This window comes from Ferrimonas sediminicola (assembly GCF_005116715.1).
In the GTDB taxonomy this organism is placed as follows: Bacteria; Pseudomonadota; Gammaproteobacteria; order Enterobacterales; family Shewanellaceae; genus Ferrimonas; species Ferrimonas sediminicola.
In genome coordinates, this window is the sequence record NZ_SWCI01000005.1 from 1 (window position 1) to 22,733 (window position 22,733).

General features: G+C 59.6%; 22 protein-coding genes and 1 tRNA gene. 10 read left to right on the forward strand and 13 right to left on the reverse strand.

All coding sequences use genetic code 11. The annotated features are described in order from the left end of the window. Window positions 1–201 precede the first annotated feature (201 nt). On the reverse strand, window positions 202–750 hold the full coding sequence (gene gmhB / locus FCL40_RS09270) for a D-glycero-beta-D-manno-heptose 1,7-bisphosphate 7-phosphatase (protein ID WP_136853019.1): 549 nt from the start codon (window positions 748–750) through the stop codon (window positions 202–204). Window positions 751–1,102: 352 nt separating this feature from the next. On the opposite strand from gmhB, the gene FCL40_RS09275 reads away from it, so the two are divergent. From FCL40_RS09275 to ylqF, 5 genes are all read left to right on the forward strand, one after another. Continuing rightward, complete coding sequence (locus FCL40_RS09275) at window positions 1,103–2,017, forward strand: LysR family transcriptional regulator (RefSeq protein WP_136853020.1); 915 nt, start codon at window positions 1,103–1,105, stop codon at window positions 2,015–2,017. A 75-nt stretch (window positions 2,018–2,092) separates the two neighbouring features. Next, complete coding sequence (locus FCL40_RS18900) at window positions 2,093–2,281, forward strand: M24 family metallopeptidase (RefSeq protein WP_136853021.1); 189 nt, start codon at window positions 2,093–2,095, stop codon at window positions 2,279–2,281. A 301-nt stretch (window positions 2,282–2,582) separates the two neighbouring features. Then, window positions 2,583–4,697 carry a TonB-dependent receptor gene (locus tag FCL40_RS09285; RefSeq protein WP_136853022.1) on the forward strand — a complete coding sequence of 705 codons (2,115 nt, stop codon included), beginning with the start codon at window positions 2,583–2,585 and terminating at the stop codon, window positions 4,695–4,697. Window positions 4,698–4,759: 62 nt separating this feature from the next. Next, window positions 4,760–6,859 (forward strand): PepSY domain-containing protein, encoded by a 2,100-nt coding sequence (locus FCL40_RS09290; protein ID WP_136853023.1) that lies wholly within the window; start codon window positions 4,760–4,762, stop codon window positions 6,857–6,859. A 123-nt stretch (window positions 6,860–6,982) separates the two neighbouring features. Then, window positions 6,983–7,903, forward strand: a complete 921-nt coding sequence (gene ylqF / locus FCL40_RS09295; RefSeq protein WP_136853024.1) for a ribosome biogenesis GTPase YlqF — start codon at window positions 6,983–6,985, stop codon at window positions 7,901–7,903. Between the two features lie 199 nt (window positions 7,904–8,102). On the opposite strand, the gene FCL40_RS09300 is transcribed toward ylqF, so the two are convergent. Together FCL40_RS09300 and FCL40_RS09305 are read right to left on the reverse strand one after the other, a co-directional pair. After that, complete coding sequence (locus FCL40_RS09300; protein ID WP_229360307.1) at window positions 8,103–8,351, reverse strand: DUF2164 domain-containing protein; 249 nt, start codon at window positions 8,349–8,351, stop codon at window positions 8,103–8,105. Between the two features lie 59 nt (window positions 8,352–8,410). Then, the gene (locus FCL40_RS09305) at window positions 8,411–8,791 is read right to left on the reverse strand and encodes a VOC family protein (protein WP_136853025.1); all 381 of its coding nucleotides are present in this window, start codon (window positions 8,789–8,791) and stop codon (window positions 8,411–8,413) included. A gap of 181 nt (window positions 8,792–8,972) precedes the next feature. Here FCL40_RS09305 and FCL40_RS09310 point away from each other — a divergent pair. Continuing rightward, window positions 8,973–9,063, forward strand: a tRNA-Ser gene (locus tag FCL40_RS09310). An 818-nt stretch (window positions 9,064–9,881) separates the two neighbouring features. Further along, on the forward strand, window positions 9,882–10,094 hold the full coding sequence (gene cspE, locus FCL40_RS09315; protein ID WP_136853026.1) for a transcription antiterminator/RNA stability regulator CspE: 213 nt from the start codon (window positions 9,882–9,884) through the stop codon (window positions 10,092–10,094). 442 nt (window positions 10,095–10,536) lie between these two features. On the opposite strand, the gene FCL40_RS09320 is transcribed toward cspE, so the two are convergent. After that, on the reverse strand, window positions 10,537–10,923 hold the full coding sequence (locus FCL40_RS09320; RefSeq protein WP_136853027.1) for a winged helix-turn-helix transcriptional regulator: 387 nt from the start codon (window positions 10,921–10,923) through the stop codon (window positions 10,537–10,539). A 101-nt stretch (window positions 10,924–11,024) separates the two neighbouring features. On the opposite strand from FCL40_RS09320, the gene nfsB reads away from it, so the two are divergent. Continuing rightward, window positions 11,025–11,678: an oxygen-insensitive NAD(P)H nitroreductase gene (gene nfsB / locus FCL40_RS09325; RefSeq protein WP_136853028.1), complete on the forward strand. Its 654-nt coding sequence runs from the start codon at window positions 11,025–11,027 to the stop codon at window positions 11,676–11,678. Window positions 11,679–12,087: 409 nt separating this feature from the next. Next, window positions 12,088–13,665: a BCCT family transporter gene (locus FCL40_RS09330; protein WP_136853029.1), complete on the forward strand. Its 1,578-nt coding sequence runs from the start codon at window positions 12,088–12,090 to the stop codon at window positions 13,663–13,665. Window positions 13,666–13,719: 54 nt separating this feature from the next. On the opposite strand, the gene FCL40_RS09335 is transcribed toward FCL40_RS09330, so the two are convergent. Both FCL40_RS09335 and FCL40_RS09340 read right to left on the reverse strand, forming a co-directional pair. Continuing rightward, the gene (locus tag FCL40_RS09335; RefSeq protein ID WP_136853030.1) at window positions 13,720–14,442 is read right to left on the reverse strand and encodes a 3'-5' exonuclease; all 723 of its coding nucleotides are present in this window, start codon (window positions 14,440–14,442) and stop codon (window positions 13,720–13,722) included. A gap of 9 nt (window positions 14,443–14,451) precedes the next feature. Next, entirely contained in the window at window positions 14,452–16,326 is a 1,875-nt protein-coding gene (locus FCL40_RS09340) for a putative nucleotidyltransferase substrate binding domain-containing protein (RefSeq protein WP_136853031.1), read from the reverse strand. 150 nt (window positions 16,327–16,476) lie between these two features. Between FCL40_RS09340 and FCL40_RS09345 the strand changes: the two genes are divergently transcribed. Further along, complete coding sequence (locus tag FCL40_RS09345) at window positions 16,477–16,902, forward strand: hypothetical protein (RefSeq protein WP_136853032.1); 426 nt, start codon at window positions 16,477–16,479, stop codon at window positions 16,900–16,902. On the opposite strand, the gene FCL40_RS09350 is transcribed toward FCL40_RS09345, so the two are convergent. The 7 genes from FCL40_RS09350 to fliB form a co-directional block, all read right to left on the reverse strand. Continuing rightward, the gene (locus tag FCL40_RS09350) at window positions 16,899–17,198 is read right to left on the reverse strand and encodes a hypothetical protein (RefSeq protein WP_136853033.1); all 300 of its coding nucleotides are present in this window, start codon (window positions 17,196–17,198) and stop codon (window positions 16,899–16,901) included. The genes FCL40_RS09345 and FCL40_RS09350 overlap by 4 nt on opposite strands. Before the next feature lie 253 nt (window positions 17,199–17,451). Further along, on the reverse strand, window positions 17,452–17,844 hold the full coding sequence (locus FCL40_RS09355) for an MAPEG family protein (protein WP_136853034.1): 393 nt from the start codon (window positions 17,842–17,844) through the stop codon (window positions 17,452–17,454). A 29-nt stretch (window positions 17,845–17,873) separates the two neighbouring features. After that, window positions 17,874–18,281, reverse strand: a complete 408-nt coding sequence (locus tag FCL40_RS09360; RefSeq protein ID WP_136853035.1) for a hypothetical protein — start codon at window positions 18,279–18,281, stop codon at window positions 17,874–17,876. A 131-nt stretch (window positions 18,282–18,412) separates the two neighbouring features. Further along, window positions 18,413–18,952, reverse strand: a complete 540-nt coding sequence (locus tag FCL40_RS09365) for a hypothetical protein (RefSeq protein ID WP_136853036.1) — start codon at window positions 18,950–18,952, stop codon at window positions 18,413–18,415. 91 nt (window positions 18,953–19,043) lie between these two features. After that, window positions 19,044–20,069 (reverse strand): AraC family transcriptional regulator, encoded by a 1,026-nt coding sequence (locus FCL40_RS09370; protein ID WP_136853037.1) that lies wholly within the window; start codon window positions 20,067–20,069, stop codon window positions 19,044–19,046. Between the two features lie 192 nt (window positions 20,070–20,261). Further along, window positions 20,262–21,284, reverse strand: coding sequence for a helix-turn-helix transcriptional regulator (locus FCL40_RS09375; protein WP_136853038.1), 1,023 nt, complete (start codon window positions 21,282–21,284; stop codon window positions 20,262–20,264). Between the two features lie 71 nt (window positions 21,285–21,355). Then, the gene (gene fliB, locus FCL40_RS09380; RefSeq protein WP_136853039.1) at window positions 21,356–22,672 is read right to left on the reverse strand and encodes a flagellin lysine-N-methylase; all 1,317 of its coding nucleotides are present in this window, start codon (window positions 22,670–22,672) and stop codon (window positions 21,356–21,358) included. Window positions 22,673–22,733: the final 61 nt, after the last annotated feature.

Sequence of the window (22,733 nt, forward strand, 5' to 3'; positions counted from 1 at the left end):
ACGTTGTTTGCGTTGCCGAGGCTGCGCATTCTACGCTTTCCTCATCCCCCGTCAACCCCTATTTTCAAAGGATTTTCCGGGTGTCGATGTTTTGCTCAGCACGGTGTTTGATGACCCGCTGTGCCCCCCGTCGACAGGGAGCGCATTATAGGGGGGGATTTTCTGTTGGCAACAGGAAAATCCCCCCCCTGAATCGTTTGGTTATTTTTTACCCAACAGCCAGTCGGCGGCCCCGGCCAGGTCGTCCGCAATCCAGTCCGGAAGGCTGGAGCCGTCAACGGGTTTACCGGAGCAGACCTGGATGCAGGTCGCCACGCCAGCCCGGCGCCCGGCTTCTATGTCGCCGTCCTTGTCACCAATCATTACCGAATTGGCCAAATCCAGGTCATGTTCCTCGGCCGCCTGAAGCAACATTCCCGGGTTGGGCTTACGGCACTCACACTCTCCCACATACTTCGGCAACCCCTTCTCGGGATGATGGGGACAGAAATAGACCCCGAGTAGAGGCGCCCCCGCCTCGGCAAATTGTCTCCCCATCCACTGGCTCAGAGCACGAAACTGCCCCTCGTCGTAGTAGCCCCGGGCAATGCCAGACTGATTGGTCACCACCACCAACTGATAGCCTGCCTGGCTAAGCCGGGCACAGGCCTGCAGTGTTCCTGGGATAAACTCGAACTCTTCGATGGTATGGACATACCCATGATCGCGGTTGATGACGCCGTCTCGGTCTAGAAATACTGCTTTGCGCACGAGCTTACCTGATAGTCGGAAACTGAATGAGGCTATTATCGATAAACCTCTGTTGATCTCAAGGATAGTGATGACCACAGGCCGCCGGTATGCGGATAAAAAAAAGCCCGCTCATAGCGGGCTCAATCACAATTGGGTAGAGTTCTTTCCAGGGTGCCATCGCTGCCGTAACACTCCAGCCCACCGAATCACCAGACACAAAGCGATCCATTTAATGGCGAGGGAGTATCTACGTCGGGGAAAGTGGGCTCTGTGTGCAACTCCCAACGTGCTCTCATACAGGCATCAACTGTACGCAGGGGCGGCAAATGAGTAAAATGAATTGACTCCATGAAGTAGATTCCAATTAGGCATGAACGCATCCATTCGATCCCTCAACTGCTTCCTCGCCTTGGTGAAGTGCGGCAACTATACCAAGGCAGCGGACCAGTTGTTCATGACTCAGCCGACGCTTAGCAAGATGATTCAACGACTTGAAGAGAGCCTTGGCATGCCGCTGCTGATACGCAGCAACCAGGGGATTCGATTGACTGCGGCCGGTGAGCACCTAAAACAGACGGCGGAGTCTATCGTCGGTCAGTGGCACCGGTTGCAACAACAGCTGGGAAGTTTAACCGACCTCACCTCGGGAACCCTTCGCCTCGGCATCTGCCCGATGCTCAGCAGTCTGATGATCGAGCTGTTATCTCAGTTCCGCCAGCGCTATCCCGGCGTGACCCTGAAAATGTCGGAGCATGGCGGCTACGGCTGTGAACAGGCGCTGATCGCCGACCGCCTGGATATCGCCTTCACCGCCCTGCCGGTCACCCACGCGGATCAGCTCGATTACAAGCAACTGGCCCAATATCCCTTATGGGTATGTCTGCCCCACTCCCACCCCTTAACGGCAAAGACCTCTATTGACTGGCAGGACTTCCACAACGAGCCTATGGTGCTCTACAACGAAGATTTCTCACTGGCCCAGTTGATCAGCCGGTTGAGCCAGCAGAATGACGTCAAGCTCAAGGTGGCCTTTCGCAGCGGACAGTGGGATTTCCTGGCCACCATGGTGGAAAACGGCATGGGACTGGCGCTGTTGCCGGCGCCCATCTGTCAGAGGCTCAACAGCGCCAAGCTCAGTTTCCGCCCGATGACACCGGCGCTGTACTGGGATCTGGCTCTTATCTGGCGAAAATCTTTGCCGCTGACCCCGGCCGCCGACGCCCTCCTAACCTTGAGTCAAGGCTTTGCCCCGGGCGATCTGGCCCTGGATGAATACAACATATAGGCTTCTCGCCCAGACTCCATGAAGAGTGGGAACCCACAGGGGTGACACCGCTTCAAAGTGTCGCAATACGGAGGGATGGCACGAGAGCTGCCCAAGCCCTTTAGCGTCCGCAAAGCCGGCCATTGGCTAAGATCGGATGTCCATGATGTCGGGCACTACCACGCCCCTGAGGGCGACTGGCTTAGGCTCAAGCCGGGCATGGTGCTAACCATCACGCCCGGGCTCTACGTTGGCAAAGAGGATCTGCGTGTGGCTCCACGCTAGCGCGGCATCGCCGTACGCATCGAAGACGACATTTTCACCACTGAGAACGGCGCAGAGGTGCTCTGCGCCGGTGTCACCCGACTGAGATCGGCTTTTCCAACTACCCACCTCGACTTTTCCAACCACCTATTCACTCTTCGAAACCAAAGCATCAAAATGCGAATCATTTGCTTTCGCGTTTCGTGACAAAGATCACGGTCACAACTCTCCTGGCGGCCATAGAGTTCAAATAATATTGATTCTCATTTATCTTTCACTGCGTTCCGCATTTAACCGATTGTTTTGTCTTCAGGAGATCCAAATGTCCTACGACGTGCCCACCCTGGTCGTGGCCGTTACCGCCACTCTGGGCGGCCAATCCGCTTTAGCAAACACCCCGGACACCTCCTCCATAGAGCGGGTCGACGAGCGCATGGTGATTACCGCCATCTCCTTCGACAACTACAAGTCAGACTCCGCCAGGGGCGCCATGCGCTCTGACATACCGCTACTGGACACCCCGCAATCCATCACCGTCATTCCGGAATTGATTGCCGATGAGCAGTTGGCCACCACCCTGAGTGACGTGCTGATCAACGACGCCAGCGTCACCTCCGGCTCGCAGAAGTGGAACCGGGAGGTGTTCAGCCTGCGCGGCTTCGAACTCTCCTCCGGCAGCGGCTACCTGAGAAACGGCCAGCAGGCCTGGTCCCACTACGTGCATCCCGTCGAGACCCTGGCGCACATCGAGGTGCTTAAGGGCCCCTCCTCCATGCTCTATGGTCAGTCCGCGCCGGGTGGCCTGATCAACATGGTGACCAAGAAGCCCACCTACGACACCCTGTTTGAGTTTGCCTTCGATGTCGATGAGCTGGGTTCTACCCGCCTCCAGGCGGACGCCGGCGGCGCCCTGAACCAGGCCGAGACCCTGCGTTACCGTGCCACCCTGGTGAAACAGGACGCGGAGTACTGGCGCGAGTACCAGGATGGCAGCAGCCAGGAGCGAAACCGCTTCCTGGGCGCCCTGGCCCTGGAGTATGACCTGGGCAACTGGGGCAAGCTCTCCGCCCACTACGACATGACCCAGGACAAGACCGGCATCGACCGCGGCGCCTGGCTGGACAGCGATGGCCACATCATCGGCGACAAGGACGCCATCTGGGACATGCCCTGGGCCTTTACCGACAACGAGGTGGAGAACTACGGCCTGGATATGGACCTCTACCTGAACAGCGACTGGACCCTGACCCTGGGCTTGAACCACCAGATGTTCTCCCGCCAGCGCCTGGACTCCAGTCCCAGCTACGACTCCTACGTAGGCTACCAGCAAGCGGGCTACACCGACGGCCGTTACGACTACACCGCCTTCGACCGCTTTGATGACTGGCAGTACAAGACCTATTACGCCGACCTCAACGGCTACCTGGACATCGCCGGCATGGAACACCAGTTCCTCATCGGCGCCAACATGCTGGATTACTACTACGGTCAGCTGCGCGACAAGGACCAGACCCAGACCCATGTGCCCGGCCAGCCCCTGCCGCCGCGCCCCGATCTGGATTACCACCGCGACACCAGCCTCTACGAGTCCGAGTACAACTACTACGGCTTCTATCTTCAGGATCTGATCACCCTGAATCAGCAGTGGCAACTGCTGCTCGGCGGTCGCTACGACATCCAGCGTAAAGATGGCCCGGGCAACAACAACGAATCCTTCGTACCCAAGGTGGGCGCCATCTACCACCCTCAGGAGAACGGCAGCATCTACCTCAGCTACTCCGAGAGCTTCGAGCCCCAGGGGGTGGTGGCCAAGGAGGATGACGTCAACGACGGCATGGATCTGGAACCGGAAACCGGCAAATCCTGGGAGCTCGGCAGCAAATGGGAGCTGGCCGATGGCCGGCTGATGGTGGACGGCGCCCTGTTTGACATCACCAAGACCGACATCGCCGTGACCGAGGACCTGGGCAACGGCCAGACCAAGACCACCCAGGGTGGCGAGCAGCAACACCGCGGCGTTGAGCTCTCCGCCCAGGGGCAGGCCTCCGAGCGCTGGTTTGTGATGACCTCACTGATGTATCTGGATGCGGAATACACCCACCACGACACCTACCAGGGCAAACGCCCCATGGATGCTCCAGAGTGGTCCGCTTCCGCCTGGACCCGTTACAAGCTGAACGACCAGTGGGCATTCAACCTGGGTGCCTTCTACGAGGGAGACCGCTACGCCGATCTGAACAACACCATCACCAAAGATGGCTATGTGCGCGTCGATGCCGGCGCCTCCTTAAAGAGGATGATCAAGCAGGTGGAGATGAACCTCAGGTTCAACGTCGAGAACCTGTTTGATAAGGACTACATGGCAGGCGGCTCCCACTCCGATCTGAGCATCGGTGCCGAGCGCAGCTTCCGCCTGTCCGCCCAGTTCAACTACTGATTGTTACTCCGATAGAGGCAGACCCAAGGTGGCCTGCCTGTTTGCGTTAAAGGAACCCACCCATGCTGGCCAAACTCCATCGCTACCTGGCTGCCCTGGTCGCCCTGCCCCTGCTGCTGGTGATCTTCTCGGGCCTGCTGCTGGCAATCACTCCCCTGCTCACCCCAGACGCCGAGACCAAGCCGACGCCGGCCCAGTTTCAACACACCCTGAAGACCCTGGAACGGCAGCAGGGCCCCATCCGCTTCGCTTTCGCCCTGCCCGAGCACCAATTGGTGATGGTGGCCTTCGAAGGCCAGAAGGGACGACAATTTCTGGACCTCTACAGCGGTGAACCCACCGAGCTGCCCTGGCAGTTTCAACTCAACCGCTTCGCCATAGGACTGCACATCAAGCTGCTGGTGGACGCCAACTGGCTGGTGGAGCTCAGCACCTGGGTGATGCTGTTCCTCAGCCTCTCCGGGTTGTTCCTGGCCCGGCCCAAATCCCCCAAGGGGGCCATGGGCTGGCACACCGCGCTGGGCTGGGTTGGTGCGCCACTGATGCTGCTGATCACCATCACCGGTCTGCTGATGCTCCACCCCATGGGCGGTGAACGGCCTAAGCAGGAGCCTCACCCCTCCCCCATGAGCCTGGACCAGGCCTTCGCCAAACTGGATGACGCCGAGGTGGCGGCCATGCGCATGGTGCGGCGTTCGCCTCAGGGGATTACCCTCTTCTGGGAGAATGAGCAGGGCACCCGCTGGCAATGGCAACCGGATCAGCAGGAGAGTGCTGTCACCCAACCCACCCGCTGGACCCGCATCCTCCATGACGGCAGCTTTGGCGGCCGCCCTGCGGCCTTTATCTATGCCCTGCTGTGCATCAGCGTCCTGGTGCTCTGGGGCACCGGCTTCTACAATTGGCTTCGGCGTGCCCGGTTGAGCCGGCCCAGCAAGGCCCCGGAGGGCGCCTGCCATCTGGTGGCCTACGCCAGTCAGACCGGCAGTGCCGCCGAACTGGCCAAGGACACCGGCTCCCTGCTGCAGTCCCGCGGCGACAAGGTGCACCTGTGCTCCCTGGCCCAGCTCAAGGCGGAAGATCTGACCCAGTATCTGTCGGTGCGGCTGCTGGTCTCCACCTGCGGCGACGGCGAGATGCCGGTTCAGGGGCAGGGTTTCCTGGAGAGCCTGAAGCGAGTCAGCCTCAAAGGGGTGAACTACCAACTGCTGGGCCTGGGTGACCGCCGCTATGCCAAGTTCTGCCAGGCGGCCCAGGATCTGGATGGCGCCCTGCGACGCAGTGGCGCCTCACTGGTGGGCGGACTGGCTCTGGCCGACGGCGATCCGGCCCAGGTGTGGCAAAGCTGGATCGGCGCCACCGGCAATGAACAACCGAAATCCATGGCCAATACAGTCCCGCTTAAGCTCGAGGAGAGGACACGTCTGGATGATGGCCAGGGGCAAACCCGAGAGACCTGGCGCCTGCGCTTTAGCAGCTCAGCGCCCCTCGACTACCGTTGCGGCGATCTGCTGAAGCTGCGCCCTGCCCAGGGCGGCACCGAGCGCGCCTACTCCATCGCCTCGGCGTCCGGCGGCAACAACCTGGAGATCTGCGTGACCCTGCACCAATGGCAGCTCGATGGCGAAACTCACACCGGCCGGATGTCCGGGCAGTTGTGCCATAAGGCCGTTGTGGGCGACCTCCTGCAAGGCCGCATCGCCGCCAACCCCGAATTCAGGCTGCCGGAGGACTCCGCCCCCATCATCATGGTGGCCGCCGGATGCGGTATCGCCCCCTTCATGGGCTTCATTCGTCAGCGTCCGCAGCAGAAAAACTGGTTGCTGTTTGGCAACCGCCATCAGCAGGGAGACTTCCTCTATGGTGACGAGCTGCTCCGGCACCAGCAAAGCACAGCCCTGGATCACCTAGACCTGGCGTTCTCCCGGGATCAGTCGCAGAAGATCTACGCCCAAGACCGGCTGGCGCAAAACCCACAGCGGGTTTGCGCCTGGCTGGAGCTGGGGGCCCATCTCTATGTCTGCGGCCACCCCGCCCTGGGTGAAGGGGTGCGCCAGGCCCTGTTGTCAATTTTCATCTCTCAGGGAGCGGGGCCTGAGCAGGCTCAGGCGCGGCTCAATGGGCTCATTGAGCAGGGACGATATCGCGAAGACCTGTTCTAGCCCGCCCCCTCCTATTGAAGCGCGCCTGTCACGGCGCGCTTTTTGGTGGCGGACAATTGACCAAGCAAACTGAGGTGGGATCACGTAAAATGGCGCCTTTGACCATTAACAAGAGCATGACCCATGGCGATTAACTGGTTCCCGGGCCATATGCATAAGGCGAGAAAAGAGATCGCCGAGCTGATGCCGCAAATCGACCTCATCATCGAGGTGCTGGATGCGCGCATCCCCTTCAGCAGCGAAAACCCTCTGGTGCCCAAGCTCAGAGGCGAGACCCCCTGCATCAAGATCCTCAACAAGAGCGATCTGGCCGATCCCGAGATGACCCAACGTTGGCAGGCCTACCTGGAGCAGGAGAAGGGGGTGAAAACCATCGCCCTAACCCAGAAGAACAAGGCCCAGGTAAAGAGCCTGCTGACCCTGGCCAAGGAGATGGTGCCGAAAACGCCGCTGCGGGCCCTGATCCTGGGGATCCCCAACGTGGGCAAATCCACCCTGATCAACACCCTGGCGGGGCGCATCATCGCCAAGACCGGTAATGAACCGGCGGTCACCAAGGCCCAGCAGCGGATCCGCCTGGAGGATCACATCGTGCTGCACGACACCCCCGGCTTCCTCTGGCCCAAGCTGAGCCCGGAGGAGTGCGGCTACCGCCTGGCCACCACTGGCGCCATCAAGGACACTGTGGTGGAGTATGAGGAAGTGGCCCTGTTCGCCGCAGAGTACCTGCGCACCACCTACCCTGAAGCCCTGTGCCAGCGCTACAACCTGGAAGAGCTGCCGGAAGACGACATCGGTGTGCTGGACGCCATTGCCGCCAAGCGGGGCTTCCTGCGCCGAGGGGGTATTGCCGACCTGCACAAGGTCTCGGAGATCCTGCTGCACGAGCTTCGCGCCGGCGCCCTGGGCGCCCTGACCCTGGAAACCCCGGAGCTGGTGGAGAAGGAGAAGGCACAGGAGGAGATCCGCGCCGCCAGGGCCGCCGAAGAGAAGAAGATTAAGGAAGAGCTGCGCGCCGCCAAAAAGCGCAAACGCCGCAAATAAGTAAAACCCGCCAGCTGGCGGGTTTTACTTTATACAAAGGTCATTAGTAGGTGACTGGTCAATCTGATACGCCGGAGGAGATGTGCCCATCCAGTCGAGACGTGGGGTACGGCCGCTAGTGAGTCAAACAGCAAGCCTCACGACACAGAGTGAAACAGTTGAAACCGCAACAGTGAGCACCTATTCCGTGACGTTGGCATCACAGGTCACAGGGCTGCTCCATCTCGTACACCACCTCGGTGGCCAGTTCCATCCGCGCCAGGATGGCGATGCGGGCATCCTCCAACCCCTTGTTGTAACATAGGGTTCCCAGGCGCGGGAGCATGAAATCCAGCAGGAACTCCGCCTCAAACTGACCAAGCTCCTGCTCCATCTCCTGCTCACTGTAGCTCTGCAGAGCTTCCACCAGCGCTTCACGCTGCGCCTTGGACAATTCGACTGGATTCACATCATCTCCGTGGAATAGGCATGGGAGCGCAACAGTGTATCCCCTGACGCCGAACACCTCTAGCCCATGGCGTAACTGATGGCGGCAATCACCGCCCCCTGTGGGTCCCTGATCCAGCAAAAGCGCCCCACCTCTGGAATGTCCTGTGGGCCATAGAGCAGCTCGCCACCCAACTCGACCGCCTTGGCGGCAACGGCGTCCACATCGGTGACCGTGACATAGCCGGTCCAGACAGCAGGCATGCCCGGCTCAGGTGCCTGCATGATCCCCCCCACCCCGACACCGCCGTTCTCGATGATGTGGTAGCTGGCCATCTCCATCTGCTTTTCGGTGAAGGTCCAACCGAACAGGGGGCCATAGAACACCATAGCCGCCGCCGGGTCAGAAGTAGACAACTCTTGCCAGCTGTGGGCGCCGTGGGTCTCAAAGGGTGAACTCATGACTCTCTCCGCCATTTGATCGGTCAACTCCGGCTAAAGTCTAGTCAAGCCGCAAGAGTGGCGAACAGAACAGAAATAGAGCATTCACCACACTCCAAGCCGGGTTTTGCTCATAGCTTGTACGGTTGAACCCCCTCCCCCTTTACAGCGCCCCGCCGGTTCACTAACATGCATCCCCGTTGGAGAGATGGCTGAGTGGTTGAAAGCACCGGTCTTGAAAACCGGCAAGGGTTAATAGCCCTTCTAGGGTTCAAATCCCTATCTCTCCGCCATATACAAAGAAGCCCGCCTAGTGCGGGCTTTTTGCTTTTCTGTGTTCGAAGAGATAGGGAGCAGCAAGGAGCCTGCGAGGGAGTAACCCTAGCCAGGGTTCGCAACGAGCGGAGCGAGTAACGCCGAAGGCGGCCGAACGACGTGAGGGCATCAATCCCTATCTCTCCGCCATACAAAGGAGCCCGCCTAGTGAGGGCTTGTTGCTTGTCTGCTGTCCGACTCTGCCGGCAACTGTCATCCGGTCCTGGCTCGCCCACCGCTCCTGGTTTGACAGCAACAACCCACAGTACCGTTCCGGTTGCAGAGAGGGGGGGCGACCATGTCTCCAACCGGGATGGGCCGGAATCAGCAATCCGATGAAGAGGTGCTGTGCCGCCGCGTGCAGCGGTATCCTGTGGCCAACTGCCACCACTCATGCTCCGCGGATTCTATGGCACCTCTTTTCAAAACAAAAAACAGAACGTTTCGACAAATTTCCATAAAGCCAATAGATATGGCCCAGCATCCACTGATGGTTTAGTGCCTCACAAGGAAAAGACCACACAACCGGCAAGCCCGGTAAACAACCACTTATAAATAAAATGGGTGCCCTGGTCGAAAAAGCTTTACTTCCCTGCGCCCAGACTCCATACTGGCGTTGCTCTGATAGCAGAGTTATTAATGACACATCAAGTAAAAGCAAAACCCTCAGAACACCTTCATTGTTGTTGTAGTCCTAAGTGTTTCCCTTAGCTTCATCGTCAGATTTAATAATTCATAATTTCAGTGCATCGCATTGCAATTGCGACATTTTTTAATCATTAAAAAGGGACACATTATGTCTAACAAAACAACTGGTACTGTTAAGTGGTTCAACGAAGACAAGGGCTTTGGCTTCATCTCTCAGGAAAATGGCGGCTCTGACGTGTTTGTTCACTTCCGTTCAATCGTTTCCGAAGGCTTCCGGACCCTGCAAGAGGGCCAGAAGGTATCTTTCGATGTAGAGCAAGGCCAAAAAGGCCCTCAAGCAGCTAATGTTGTAGTGCTCTAATATCGAAATGTGGCGCAGATGACAATCCTCATCTGCGCCAGCTGAAACCAAACCCCACACTCTCTACCACATCAAAAGTCAGTCCTTCGACCAGGTCGCATAGCCTCCCCTTGCTATCGCTCGTTCAGATCGCTTGCCTTAAAGCCTGCCCAAACCTCTACAGCCATCAAGAAACACGCTGTTTTTGATCACTCCGCTAATCCAAGAACCAGCATACTTCGTGTGTTTTAACTCTCGGTTGCAGCTAATCAAAAGGCCCGCGGAAGATTCAACGACATACTCTCAATGATATTTCGCATCGATTATTAATCTGCCTCGATCTAGTCTGCTTGCCGGCACCTTGAACTGCCAAACGGCCTCTCTGCATCCATTCGATGCGCAGAATGTTTTTTTCAGTGCCAAACAGTACCTAAACTTGGGCACTATCGACCCCTACCCATGCTCAGGAATGACCCGACAATTCTGCCTCGCTCTTTATGGCCGCCAGTGTCGGCATCGCATGCTGCTCCCCCCAGCTCTTCAGCGCCAACAGGATGGGCTCGAGAGTTTGACCGGTCGCGGTCAGGCTGTACTCCACCTTGGGCGGCACCTCCGGGTACACCTTCCGGTGCACCAAGCCATAGGCCTCCAGTTCCCGAAGCTGCTTGGTCAGCATCCTCTGGGTGATGCAGCCCACCCGGCGCTTCAGCTCGTTAAACCTGAGGGTACCATCAAGAAGGTGGAATAAAATCATGCCTTTACCCTTACCGCTGAACAGCTCCAGGGTGGCTTCCACCGGGCAGCCTTTGCCGTCGTAGGACTCGTATCTGTTGCGCTTTACAGTATCCATTTTGTGCCTATAGCACATTTCTGTGCGTACTTGTCTTGAGCAAATGTATCCATATTATACACACCACAATGATCATGAATACGCCAATTAGGAGCCCCACCATGAACCTGAAAGAGGTTGTGCAAGCCCGTTACTCCACCAAGGAGTTTGACCCAAGCAAAATCATCCCGGCCGAAAAGTTTGACCAGATAAGGGCGCTGCTGCGGTTCAGCCCCTCCAGCGTCAACTCCCAACCCTGGCACTTCGTGATTGCCGACTCTGAGGAGGGACGTCAACGCATTGCCAAGGGCACCCAGGGCTTTTTCTCCTTCAACGAAGCCAAGGTGCTGAACGCCTCACACATCATCCTGTTCTGCGCCAAAACCGAGATCGATGACGACTACACCCGCCATCTGCTGGAAACCGAGGATCGGGATGGGCGATTTGCCGAGCCTGAACACAAGGAGATGGCGCACCTGGGCCGCTCCACCTTCGTCAACATCCACCGTTTCGACCTCAAGGATGCCCAGCACTGGATGGAGAAGCAGCTATACCTCAACATGGGCACCGTGCTGCTGGGCGCCGCCGCCCTCGGCCTTGACGCCCTGCCCATCGAGGGGCTGGACACCAGGGTACTCAATCAGGAGTTTGACCTGCTGGAGAAAGGGTACACCGCCGTGGCCATGGTGGCCCTCGGCTACCGCAAGGAGAGCGACTTTAACGCCAGCCTGCCCAAGTCGCGCCTGACCGAGCAGGAGATCTTTACCCAGCTGTAATCCCCCGGGGGCTGGCACACAGCCCCCCGGTTCCCCACGTCCTCTTCCCCTACACCAGTCCGTAGTGCCAGACTCAACTTCGCCGCCATCCGCTGGATATTGAACACGTCCCTCAACCTGTCGAGTCGCCCTGAGCATCTGCGAAGTGAGCTCGGAACGATGAAGGGAGGGGGCGAATAGTACCGACACCGAATGCTCTTGACTCATAACACTTAATTTCCTCAGTGTTTTTGACTATCCCCCAACAGTTCCCGGGCAAATCCCAGCCCACCCCGACTGAAATCGTTTTGTGATCCTGGCGGTGTAAGAGCGCGACTCCTACTGTTAGACTGTTGGGTTTTAACCGCCGCAATCGATTTTTTAGAATGATATCGATTCGGTTAATCTCAACCCAACTAGGGAGGACGATTTGACCAAGGGCATTGATAAATACAGTATCGACAGCACCGACTACACCATAGGTCAAGATAACGTTCAAAAATGGGGCTTTGATGTCCACAATCCGGTTTTCGGCATCAGCGCCGGACTGATCATCCTATTCCTCATCGCTGCGCTGGTGACCGACGCCGCCACCGCAAAGGCCGCCCTCGACGGCATCAAATGGAAGATCATCAATAACTTCGACGGACTGTTCATCTGGTCCGGCAACATCTTCGTGATCTTCTGTTTGGCTCTGGTCTTCTCGCCCTATGGCAAGATAAGACTGGGCGGCGAAAGTGCCGAAGCCGATTTCTCCTTCCTCTCCTGGCTGGCGATGCTGTTTGCCGCTGGCATGGGCATTGGCCTGATGTTCTGGAGTGTGGCCGAACCGGTGGCCTACTTCACCGGCTGGTACGAAACGCCATTGGGGGTGGAAGCCTACTCTCCCGAGGCGGCCCGGCTGGCCATGGGAGCCACCATGTTCCACTGGGGGCTGCACCCCTGGGCCATCTATGGAGTGGTCGCCCTGTCTCTGGCCTTCTTCACCTACAATAAGGGGTTGCCCCTTTCCATGAGGGCAATCTTCTACCCACTGTTGGGGGATCGCACCTGGGGCTGGCCGGGGCACATCGTCGATATCCTCGCCGTGCTCGCCACCCTGTTTGGTCTGGCGACCTCCCTGGGCCTGGGCGCCCAGCAAGCCGCCAGCGGCATCAACCACGTGTTTGGCATTGACGGCGGAATGGGATTGCAGATCCTGGTGATCACCGTGGTCACCCTGCTGGCAGTGCTCTCGGTTTATCGGGGCATCGAGGGCGGCGTCAAGCTGCTCTCCAACATCAACATGATAGTGGCCCTGCTGCTGCTGGTATTCGTTTCCCTGCTGGGGTTCGCTGTGGTGCTGGGCGCCATCCCCACCACCCTGATCGCCTACCTGAAAAACCTGATCCCCCTGAGTAACCCTCACGGGCGTCCCGATGAAGCCTGGATGCACGGCTGGACCGTGTTCTATTGGGCCTGGTGGATCTCCTGGTCTCCGTTCGTCGGCATGTTTATTGCCCGAGTTTCCAAGGGTCGCACGGTGCGCGAGTTCATCATCGCCGTCCTGATTGTCCCCACCCTGGTGACCCTGGTGTGGATGTCGGTCTTCGGAGGCCTGGCACTGGATCAGGTGATCAACCAGGTCGGAGCACTGGGCACCCACGGGCTGCGGGAAGTGCCCCTGGCGATGTTTGAGATGTTTGAAAACCTGCCCATGAGCGACCTGCTCTCTGTGGTGGCCATCATCCTGGTGATGGTGTTCTTCATCACCTCCTCCGACTCGGGCTCTCTGGTGATTGACAGCATCACTGCCGGCGGCAAGGTGGACGCCCCGGTGCTGCAACGGATCTTCTGGGCCTTTATCGAAGGCGCCATCGCCGCCGCCCTGCTGTGGATCGGCGGTACCGAGTCGATTCAGGCGCTGCAGGCGGGCGCCATCTCCACCGCCCTCCCCTTCACGGTGATCCTTCTGCTGATGTGTGTCAGCCTGCTGATGGGAATGCGCACCGAGTCCAGGTTCCGCTAGGAGTCAGCGTCACACTTACAGAGGCGCTTCCGGCGCCTCTTTTCTCTCTCTGGGCTAGCCCCAAATGTCGCCGATGGGCGTCTGGGGTGAGAAGTGATGGGCCACTTGTGCCTGAAACAGCTCTGCGGTGGCGATGGCATCGGTCAGCGCATGATGGGGCTGGTAGACCGGCAGTCCATAGCGTCCTCGACAGGCACCCAACCTGACCGACGGCGGCTTCTTTCCCACCAACCGATTCCAGCGGCTTCCCATCTGATGCTGCAATATTTTCTGCTCGACCTCCATGGTATCCACCAAGGGAAAGCCTATCCCCTCGCCCAGGCGGCTCTTCAGGGCCTGATCGAGAAAGGGCCGCTCAATCTGTTTGTAATGCACCACCGCGATGGCACCCGTCAACACCTCCAGCAGCGGCGTGATCACCTGGGTGAAATCGGGGGCTTCGTCCACATCGCTGTGGGTAATTCCATGGATCACCACAGACTCCTCTTTCAGGGGACGCTCCGGCTGCACCAGGAACTGGCCGGCCCGACGGCAGTAGACCCGATGGAGATCGAAGGGAACCCAGCCGACGGAGACGATAGCATCCCGCTCGGGATTCAGCCCGGTAGTCTCAAAGTCCAGGGCCACGAAAGGGACCTGGGAAAGGGGCGTCTCCGGGGCCATTACCCCATGCCCATAAAAGCGTTGCAACCTGGGATCCCTCGCCCGGGCCGCTCCCTGCTGATAGTAGGCCGCCCAATTATCATCGGGCTGACGACGCTTCCACCATCCAAACATCCGGGCTCCCTAGGCAAAGCTGCTGGCTTGATAACGGTACTTGAGAAAGTTCTGCGCATTGCTCAGAACCTGGAACGCATCCTTGAGGTTGCGGCGCTCGAAATCGGACATATTTTCGGGCTCGATGTTGTTATCCGGCTCCTGACCCAGCTCGACGTCTAGAGCCTGGTGGCGAATGCGGACCATGGAGATAAACTCCATGGCATCGCGCAGATCCTCGGCTTTTCCTTTGGGCAGGATACCGGCATCGATGATGTCGTCCAGGCGCTCGAAGGAGTTTTGCGCCCGAGACCCCACCGCCAGCGCATGAACACGAATCAGGTCTGCCAGCGGCGCGGTGCCGCGTCGCTTGAGATTGATGGAGTTGTTGTGGCGGCCATCCTTCTCCATCACGAACTCCTTGAAGAAGCCCAGTGGCGGCGTCCGGTTCAGGGCGTTGCGGGCCAGGCAAGCCAGGAAGCGGTTGTTCCGGCGCGCGCGGCGCACGATGAATCCGTTGAGCTGCTCGGCCCACTTCACCCGGCCATACACCCCGTCAAGATCGAAGAAGATCGAGGAGTTCAGCAGCGCCTTGGGGTTGGGATCGTCGATCCAGTCGGCGAAACAGGCCTCCCACTCCTGCAGCGTCATCCGCCACATGGGGTTGGTCGCCATGATGCCGCCGGTGCATCTCGGATAGCCACAGCGATCCAAGGCGTCACACACCCACTCCGCCAGGGAGGAGAAGTAATCCCCGTGCAGCTCCTGACGGTACTCATCATCGAGGATAATGGCGTTGTCCTGGTCGGTAACGATCAACTGCTCATCCCGGGCCATGGAGCCCAGCGCCAGGAAACAGTAGGGCACCGGCGGCGGCCCCAGGGCCTCCTCGGCCAGTTCGAGAATCCGTTGCTTGAAACTGCGGCCGATCACCGCCATGGCGCTGCCCACCATATGGGCATTGGCGTCCTCATTCACCAACCGGACGAAACACTCCCTCACCTGTACGGCGATCTGCTCCAGCTCCTCCACGCTCTGCTGCTTGAAGATGGAACTCACCAACAGCAGGCTGTTCTGGGACTCATAGCGGACGATGTCGGTGAGGGAGATGATCCCCAGGGGCTTGTTGCCTTTGACCACCGGCAGGTGGTGGACATTCTGCCGGAGCATGTAGAGCATCGCCTCATAGACATAGGCGTTGTTGTCCAGGGTGATCACCTCGGTGCTCATCACTTCTGAGATGGGCAGGGTGATGTCCAGCCCCTGAGCGACCACCTTGCTGCACAGGTCCTTCTCGGTGACGATGCCCTGCAGCTGGTCCCCCTCATCCTCGGCGCTCTCATCCCACACCAACAGAGAGGAGAGGTTCTCCTCGGCCATCTTGGCCGCCGCCGTGTGGATGGAGCACTTGCTCTCCACCCAGGCCGGCTCGCCAGTCAGCAGGGTCACCACCTTGGAAGTGGTCATATCATTGGTGTCAAAACCGCTGGAGACCGCCTGACGCAATCGCACCGTGTTTTCCACCTCAACAAACTCGGCGAAGGAGTCGAAACCGTCGTTGAGCCTGTTGAACACCGCCTCCGGAATGCAGTAAAGCAGGGTGTCCTCGATGGCGGTGGCGGGAAAACGCACCTTGTTGTTGGTCAATAACCCCAGTTGGCCAAAGACCCCTCCCTCATCCAGGCGATTGTAGAGGTCACCGTTGCGCCGATAGACCTCCACGGCGCCGCTGCGCACCACATAGAGGTCGTGGATCTCCTGGCCCAGAGCCAAAATCGGCTGAAACTCGCGGACATAGGCGATTTCTACCTGGGTGACGACCTCGGCCAGAGTCTCCTCAGGCAGGTTGTCAAAAGGGGGATACTGGGCCAGAAAACCCTGGATCTCAATCAGTTCGGCATTCATAAACGAGACTCTGTCGCGGCAATACCCCAATCCTAACCGTCCCCACCGCCGATCGCCAACTGCCGATGATCCAACTGGCCAAAGGGGAGGCAACTTGTACCGGGGATGGCAATCGGGCAAGTTAGGAAAAAAGCACCTCAGGAGAAGAGCATGAGCAACGTGTGGATCAGCAGAGCATTTGTCGCTGCGGGCATCATCAATATTGCCGGGGTCCTGCTGTTCTCCAGAGGCCTGACCAACGACACCCTGTGGCAGTGGGACCCGGTGCTGTTCAGCCCCTTCGGTCTGCTGCTTATCATGCTGTGGGGGGGCGCTTACATTGCCGCCAGCAGTCGCTACCTGCAGCTGCCCGGACTCTCGTTGGTGTTTGCAGCGGAAAAACTGCTCTACGTGGTCGCCTGGTGTGTGTGGCTCTCCAACCATGGCAGCCAGTTACCCCAGCTGTTTGAACAACAGTGGCTTACCGGACTGTTTTTCAGCGTCTACGGCCTCAACGATGCCCTGTTTATGCTGATCTTCCTCTACGCCTTCTACCGGGCGCGTCACTCCCAGGTCCGGGCTAACCAGATGACCTAGAGAAGAGACACCCCATGCTCCGGGCCTGGGGCGGTGGATTGCACCGATAGCGGCTGCAGCTCCAGGTTAAACCACTTCTTATCGGCGCTGGCCCGGTTGCACTCGATGGAGGCCTCGGTGGTAACCGCCCCGACCCGGACACTCTCCACCGAGTTGAGCTCGTCCAGCAGGCTTGCGGTAACCGGCTGAGCCCCCCGGTTCTGCTCAATGAAACGGGTCAGCTGAGCCTGCTTCCAACTCAGACCCTCCTTGGCGGCGATCGGCTCATTCTGGGTGATCTCGATCTCCTTGAGCACCTGCCGGTACTCAGTCTCGGCAATGGCCCCCAAGAACCTGGGGCAGACGGTTCTGCCGGGCTATCGGCTGAGTTTTTGTCACCCGGTCATCGATTATTACCAGGGACGGCTCCAGCTGCACTCCGGCGGCCGCTGCCTGTTAGAAACCCTGACGCAGCGGGTGAAGCAGTCTCTGCTGATCGCCGACGGCCGTCAGTGCGCCAATCCAGAACCACCCCAATGTCCCGTCGAGATGGCATGCCCTGGAGGAGGGCTAGGCCACCGCCAGCGTCAGGTTCAGCCCGACCAGGGCAAGGGTGACACACCAGGTCAGCAGGGTGCCCCAGAAACGCCCCAGGTGATAGCCGCCCCGCCCCCGGGTCAGGCCCCAGGGGTGAAGCACCCGACCCAAGAGCCACGCACTGCCGCACAGGTGCAACAGCAGCCCAGGGGCGCCGTTGAGCTCGGCACTGGCCAGCATCAACATCACCAGGGGGGCATACTCCAGCAGATTGGCGTGGCAACGCACCGACAGGGTCAGATCCTTGTCCTGGCCGTTCCCCAATCCGATGCCGCGGCTGCGCCTCAGGCGCACCACCCGATAGGCAAGGACCAGGGCCAGCAGCGCCGTGAAGGAGAGATACAGTGCGGTGATCGTCAAAGGCATCGATTTTGCTCCCAGTGTGGGGGCTCCCCCTAGTGAAATGGCCGCTGGTCCAGCAGCCGGTAGAACGCCAACGACATGCGCAGCGCTCCCCACAGCCAAAGCATCCCCAGGGGCAGCCAGGTGTCGAAATACCAGACCAGGGCAGCGCCGGCCGGCACGGCTGCGCCACTGAAGGTCAGGACAAAGATGATGTTGTCAAAATGATCTTCCCAGAGCGTCTGATGTCCCTCTCGTCGCTTGACCACTCCCCAACCACCGCCACCGACCCACAGGATCGCCGCGAAGAAAAAGAACCAGCCGTGCATCACGCCTATCAGGGCAATCACCAGTGCAGCACACATCAGCAGGTAGCAGATCTGGGCATCCAGACGGGCCATGTCATTGCGCTGGGGAAAGGGCAGAAGATCCTCTACCGGGTCAGGCTCACGAACCGACATAAAACCTCCTTGTTGTTACTGTCAGTAGTGCATACCCATTCAGAAGATAGGGTTGACCAAGCGTTAACGCAACACAATTTTCAAATAAGTTAATAAGATTTAATGAGTTGCATACATGAACCAGGGGGTAATCAGAGTTCCAGCTTCTCCCCGGGATGTTTGCCGCCACTGCGGTACAGCAGCTCGACATAGGCGTTCACCAGCCTGTCCATGGCCGCTTTCTGGCCCTGGACTGAGGGGATCATGGTGACCGCCAGGGCGGCATACTCCAGCTGTGACGAGGTGGCGATGGCGCGATCGACGATCTGCCCGAGCAGGCTGGAGCGCACCCGCTCGGAGGGAACCTGCTGAGCGGCCAGCAACGCCATGTTGAAGTCGTCGGCGGCCAGGGCCGCCTCCACCAGCTCACCGAGCGCCCGCTGCCGCTGGGGGCCGGGCGGGTGACCGATGGCACTGTGGTACATGCCATAGAGCCAGCGGCGCTCGCCGCCGTAAACGTCCAGATCGAGAGTCAGCTCGGGCTTGCGCTCCTGCCCCAGGATCAGCGCCTCCATTGCCCGGGCACTCTGCCCCACCTGGCCCTGCTTGGGCACCGCAGTTTCCTGGAGGCCCAAGATCCCCAGGGCGATGACCGACGCACCCAACACCATCTGGCCCAGCTTCGCTTTCACCCGCACCGCCCAATTACGAAACAACTAATATTAGCGATTCTACAAACAGAGCTGTCTTCTCGCAAACTTGGTGAAACAACCTCCCGATCCGTCAGTGCAGCAGGGTGTGACGGCGCCGATACTGACTCGGAGTTTCCCCCTGCCAACGCTTGAACGCCTTACAGAAGTTGCTTTGATCCTGGAACCCGAGCTGGCGGGCGATCTCCGCCAGGGAAGTATCGGGGCGGCTGAGGTGGTGACAGGCCAGCTCCCGGCGAACCTGCTCCAGCAACCGACTGAAGCTATACCCCTGCTGCTTCAGTTTGCGCTGCAGGTGGCGGGGTGTGATGGCCAGCTCATGGGCCACCTGTTGCTGATGGGGTTCTCCCCCGGAGAGGTGTTTGATAATCAAGCCGGTGACCCGGTTGACGATGCTCTGCTTACCCAACTGGGCCAGCTCATCCAGGGCCAGCGACTCACAGGCCTGGGCCAGGGCGGGATTCCAGAAAGGGTTCTGCTGCTTGGTGGCCAGCCGGTCCAACACCAGGCTGTCCCTGGCGCAGCCATAGAGGATGTTGCAGGGCAGAATCGACGCCAGATAGGTCGCCGAGGCCTCCCCTGGGTAGGCACGGTTCAGTTCGAGCCGGCGGATGCCGCTGCGCGCCATTACCCCCTGCTCCATCATGGTCAGCACCGGCAGTAGCGCCAGGTTCAGACCGGCGTCGGAAAACCCCGCTCGCTCCCCCTCGGTCAGTTCATAGACCAGGCGCAGATCGCGCTCATCCTGCTCAACCGAGAGATCGACCGCATCGCACACCAGGTGGCTGATACGGCACATGCGCCGGCACGCCTCCTCCATGTCACGGCTGGTGATCATCGCGGTAAGCAGGGTGTCTCCCCTCAGTTGATCCCCCCACCGGGACAGCATCAGCCCCATGTAGGGGTTACCGGTCAGTTCGGAGGCCTCGCCCCAAAGGTGGCGCACCTGCGCCACCGGCAACCGGGCCCCGGGCAACCCCAGCGGCTCGGCGCAGATGCCTGCCCGCTTGAGCAACCGGTCCGGGTCATGGCCCTGCGACTGCAGATAGTAAAGGAGGGGCCGAATCCAGGCGGCCAGCAGGGTTGCTTGTGTTCTCATGGTTCTTCCTTGATGTGGCGCATACTGCGGCTGCCGACGCTCCTACCAGCAGATTTCTACCTTGCCCAGTTCAAGGTCCCGGCGCAAGAGTTCGAACCGTCAGCAGAGGGGAGTGATCCGGCGCGGGATAATATATCTCCATGTTATATCTAATAATTTTTTCACACCACCCAAGTGGTCATACCACATTGATCAACCATGGCGTTCACGAAACTCCGCAGGCGTCATGCCGGCCCAGCGGCGAAAGCGCCGGTAAAACACCGATGGCTCCGAATAGCCCAGTGCCAGGGCGATATCGGAGATCGCCTGATCACTGCCGAGAAGCAGCTTGATCGCCTGGGCACGGCGCACCCTGTCCTTCAGCTTGTGAAACTGGTGCCCCTCCCTCTTCAACCGTCTTCCCAGGGTGGCCACGCTGATGTTGAACTGAGCCGCCACCTGTTCCTGGGACAGGCTCTCAAGCTGCGGGTGCCCCTCCAGGTAACGCCGCACCTGAAAGGCCTGAGAATCATCGGGTCGGTAGAGGGTCAGCAGCCGCTCCGGGGAGTCAGCCAGGAAGGGACCCAGGGTTTCGCTGGACTGTTTAATGGGCTTTTGCAGCATGACACGGGGAAACACCAAGCGGGTGACTGCCGCCTCGAACTCGATCTGGGTCTGCAGCAGCGGTGCCAGGGGCAGATCAAATCGCTCTTCCGCAAAGGGCAGGTCGACTCGGGTCAGGGTGAGGGGGGTATCGATCATCCAGGCACTCCAGCGATGCAGGATGACGCACAGGCTCAGCAGCAGGAAGGCGCGGTCACTGCCCTGCTCGCCCCCCAGGACAAGGCTGGCCTGCTCCCCCTGCTCCTCCAGCGACCACTGGTACTCATCGGAGAGCAAACGGAAGAAGTCCCCGACGCGTATCAAGGCCCGACGCAGGTTGAAACACCCTATGGTGGCATGGCACATCATCCGGAAGCAGCCGCCCCTCAAGGGACGAGAGGCAAACCCCGAGGACTCATCATCCAGCAGAGTCCACAAGCTGCGCAGCAGCGAACTGAACCGTGCGGGAGAGATCCCCTCCCCCATCAGCAGCTGCCGGCGGCTGCTGCCAACCTCAGCCAGCAGGGGCTCCACCTCGATCCCTTTCGCCAGCGCCCCCTCCAGGGCGGCCAGCACCAGGGCCGCATCTATGGTGTCGGCGCGCCTTCCCTGAGGACTCTCTCCTTGAGCCATCTCACCTCCTAAAGTTGCAGAGGCCAGATTAACACAGCCGAGCGGCCCTCGCCCCAGAGGCGGATCGGCCTCTAGGCCAGCAGGCCAAACACCGCCGCCAGCGGATCGGTGGACGCCCGCTTCAGGATCTGCTCCACCTCATCGACGAAGCCCCGGCCATGCTGACGCTTCTTGGCATAGGCGGCAAAGAGTCCGGTCACCGACTCCCGGTTCAGGCTCCCCTCCTCCAACGCCAGCCCCGCCAGGTAACCCTCGATCACCAGCAGATCGACCATCAGCACCTGGAAGAACTGGATGGGGCGCTTGCCGCTGCCCAACAGAAACTGGTTGTGATACAGCTGATACAGCAGGTAGTTCAGCAACACCTGGGGGTATTGGCTGAAGTAGGGGGTGATCACCTGTTCGCGGGCCCTGGCGATGAGTTCATCGAACACCCGGGCCACCCTCCCCGAATCCCCGGCCGCCTGCAGGGAGGTGGCCAGGGTGCCGAGATCGGCGTCCTCCGTCCCCAGCCCCTGACTCAGCTGACGTATCAGCGGCGTCTGAAACGCCAGGAAGCGCGCGTCCGACGGCAGCAGCCTGGCGGTGACGTCCCGAAGCTTGCGCATGTCACTGGTGATATTGAGCACCTGGGGGACAAAGATCTTCCATCTGTGTCCCTCGAGTTGCGGCAGCGCCTGGAACGACCTCTTCAGGGTGCCATCTAGGATGTGGCGCCGGTTCTTGGCCAGCAGCAGCTCCACCTGGATAGGATTGTCGAGGTGTTGATCGATCTGGTGATAGCTGAGACCGAGGATGAACAGCTTCTCGGACAGGCTGTGGTCCGGCAACAGCATCACTTCGAAGCTGAAATCACGCAACAGATCCGCCCACAGGGGCAGCTGAGCCGCGCTGGTCCCCGAGGGGGTGAAGTAACGGCGGTAGGCCGGTGACTCGGTCACCTGGCTGAGCATCATCGCCTCGGGATTGTAGAGGATCTCCGCGGCGGCCGCCGGACAGGAGAGGGAGAGGCTCAGCTCCAGCCGGTTGCCGAAGTAGAGGGGCATGCGGGGATACTGCTGACAGGTCACCGACAGGGCCTCCTCCCCCAGGCGCTTATGCACCTCGCACAGTCCCGCCCCATCCAGCATGGGGCAGTGCCCGTCACCATCCAGCAGGATGGTGCCATAGGCCTGCGGGTTCAGGGTGCCGCTGTCATTGCGTTTGAAATGACGCCTAGACAGATTCTTGATGGTGCTGTCGCTGGACTTGCGCATCGCCTTGAAGGCTTTCTTATCCAGAGAGATGTTCCATGAATGGCAGCAGTTGGACGGGCAGGCCGCCCCAATGCACTGAAAGTTTCGCACGAAGGCCGGTTCAATAATCTGGAGGGCGGTTTCCGCTGACATAGTGACCTATTCCGATCGATGACTCATTCCAAGCCAGTCTCACACCAGGCGGATGGGCAGA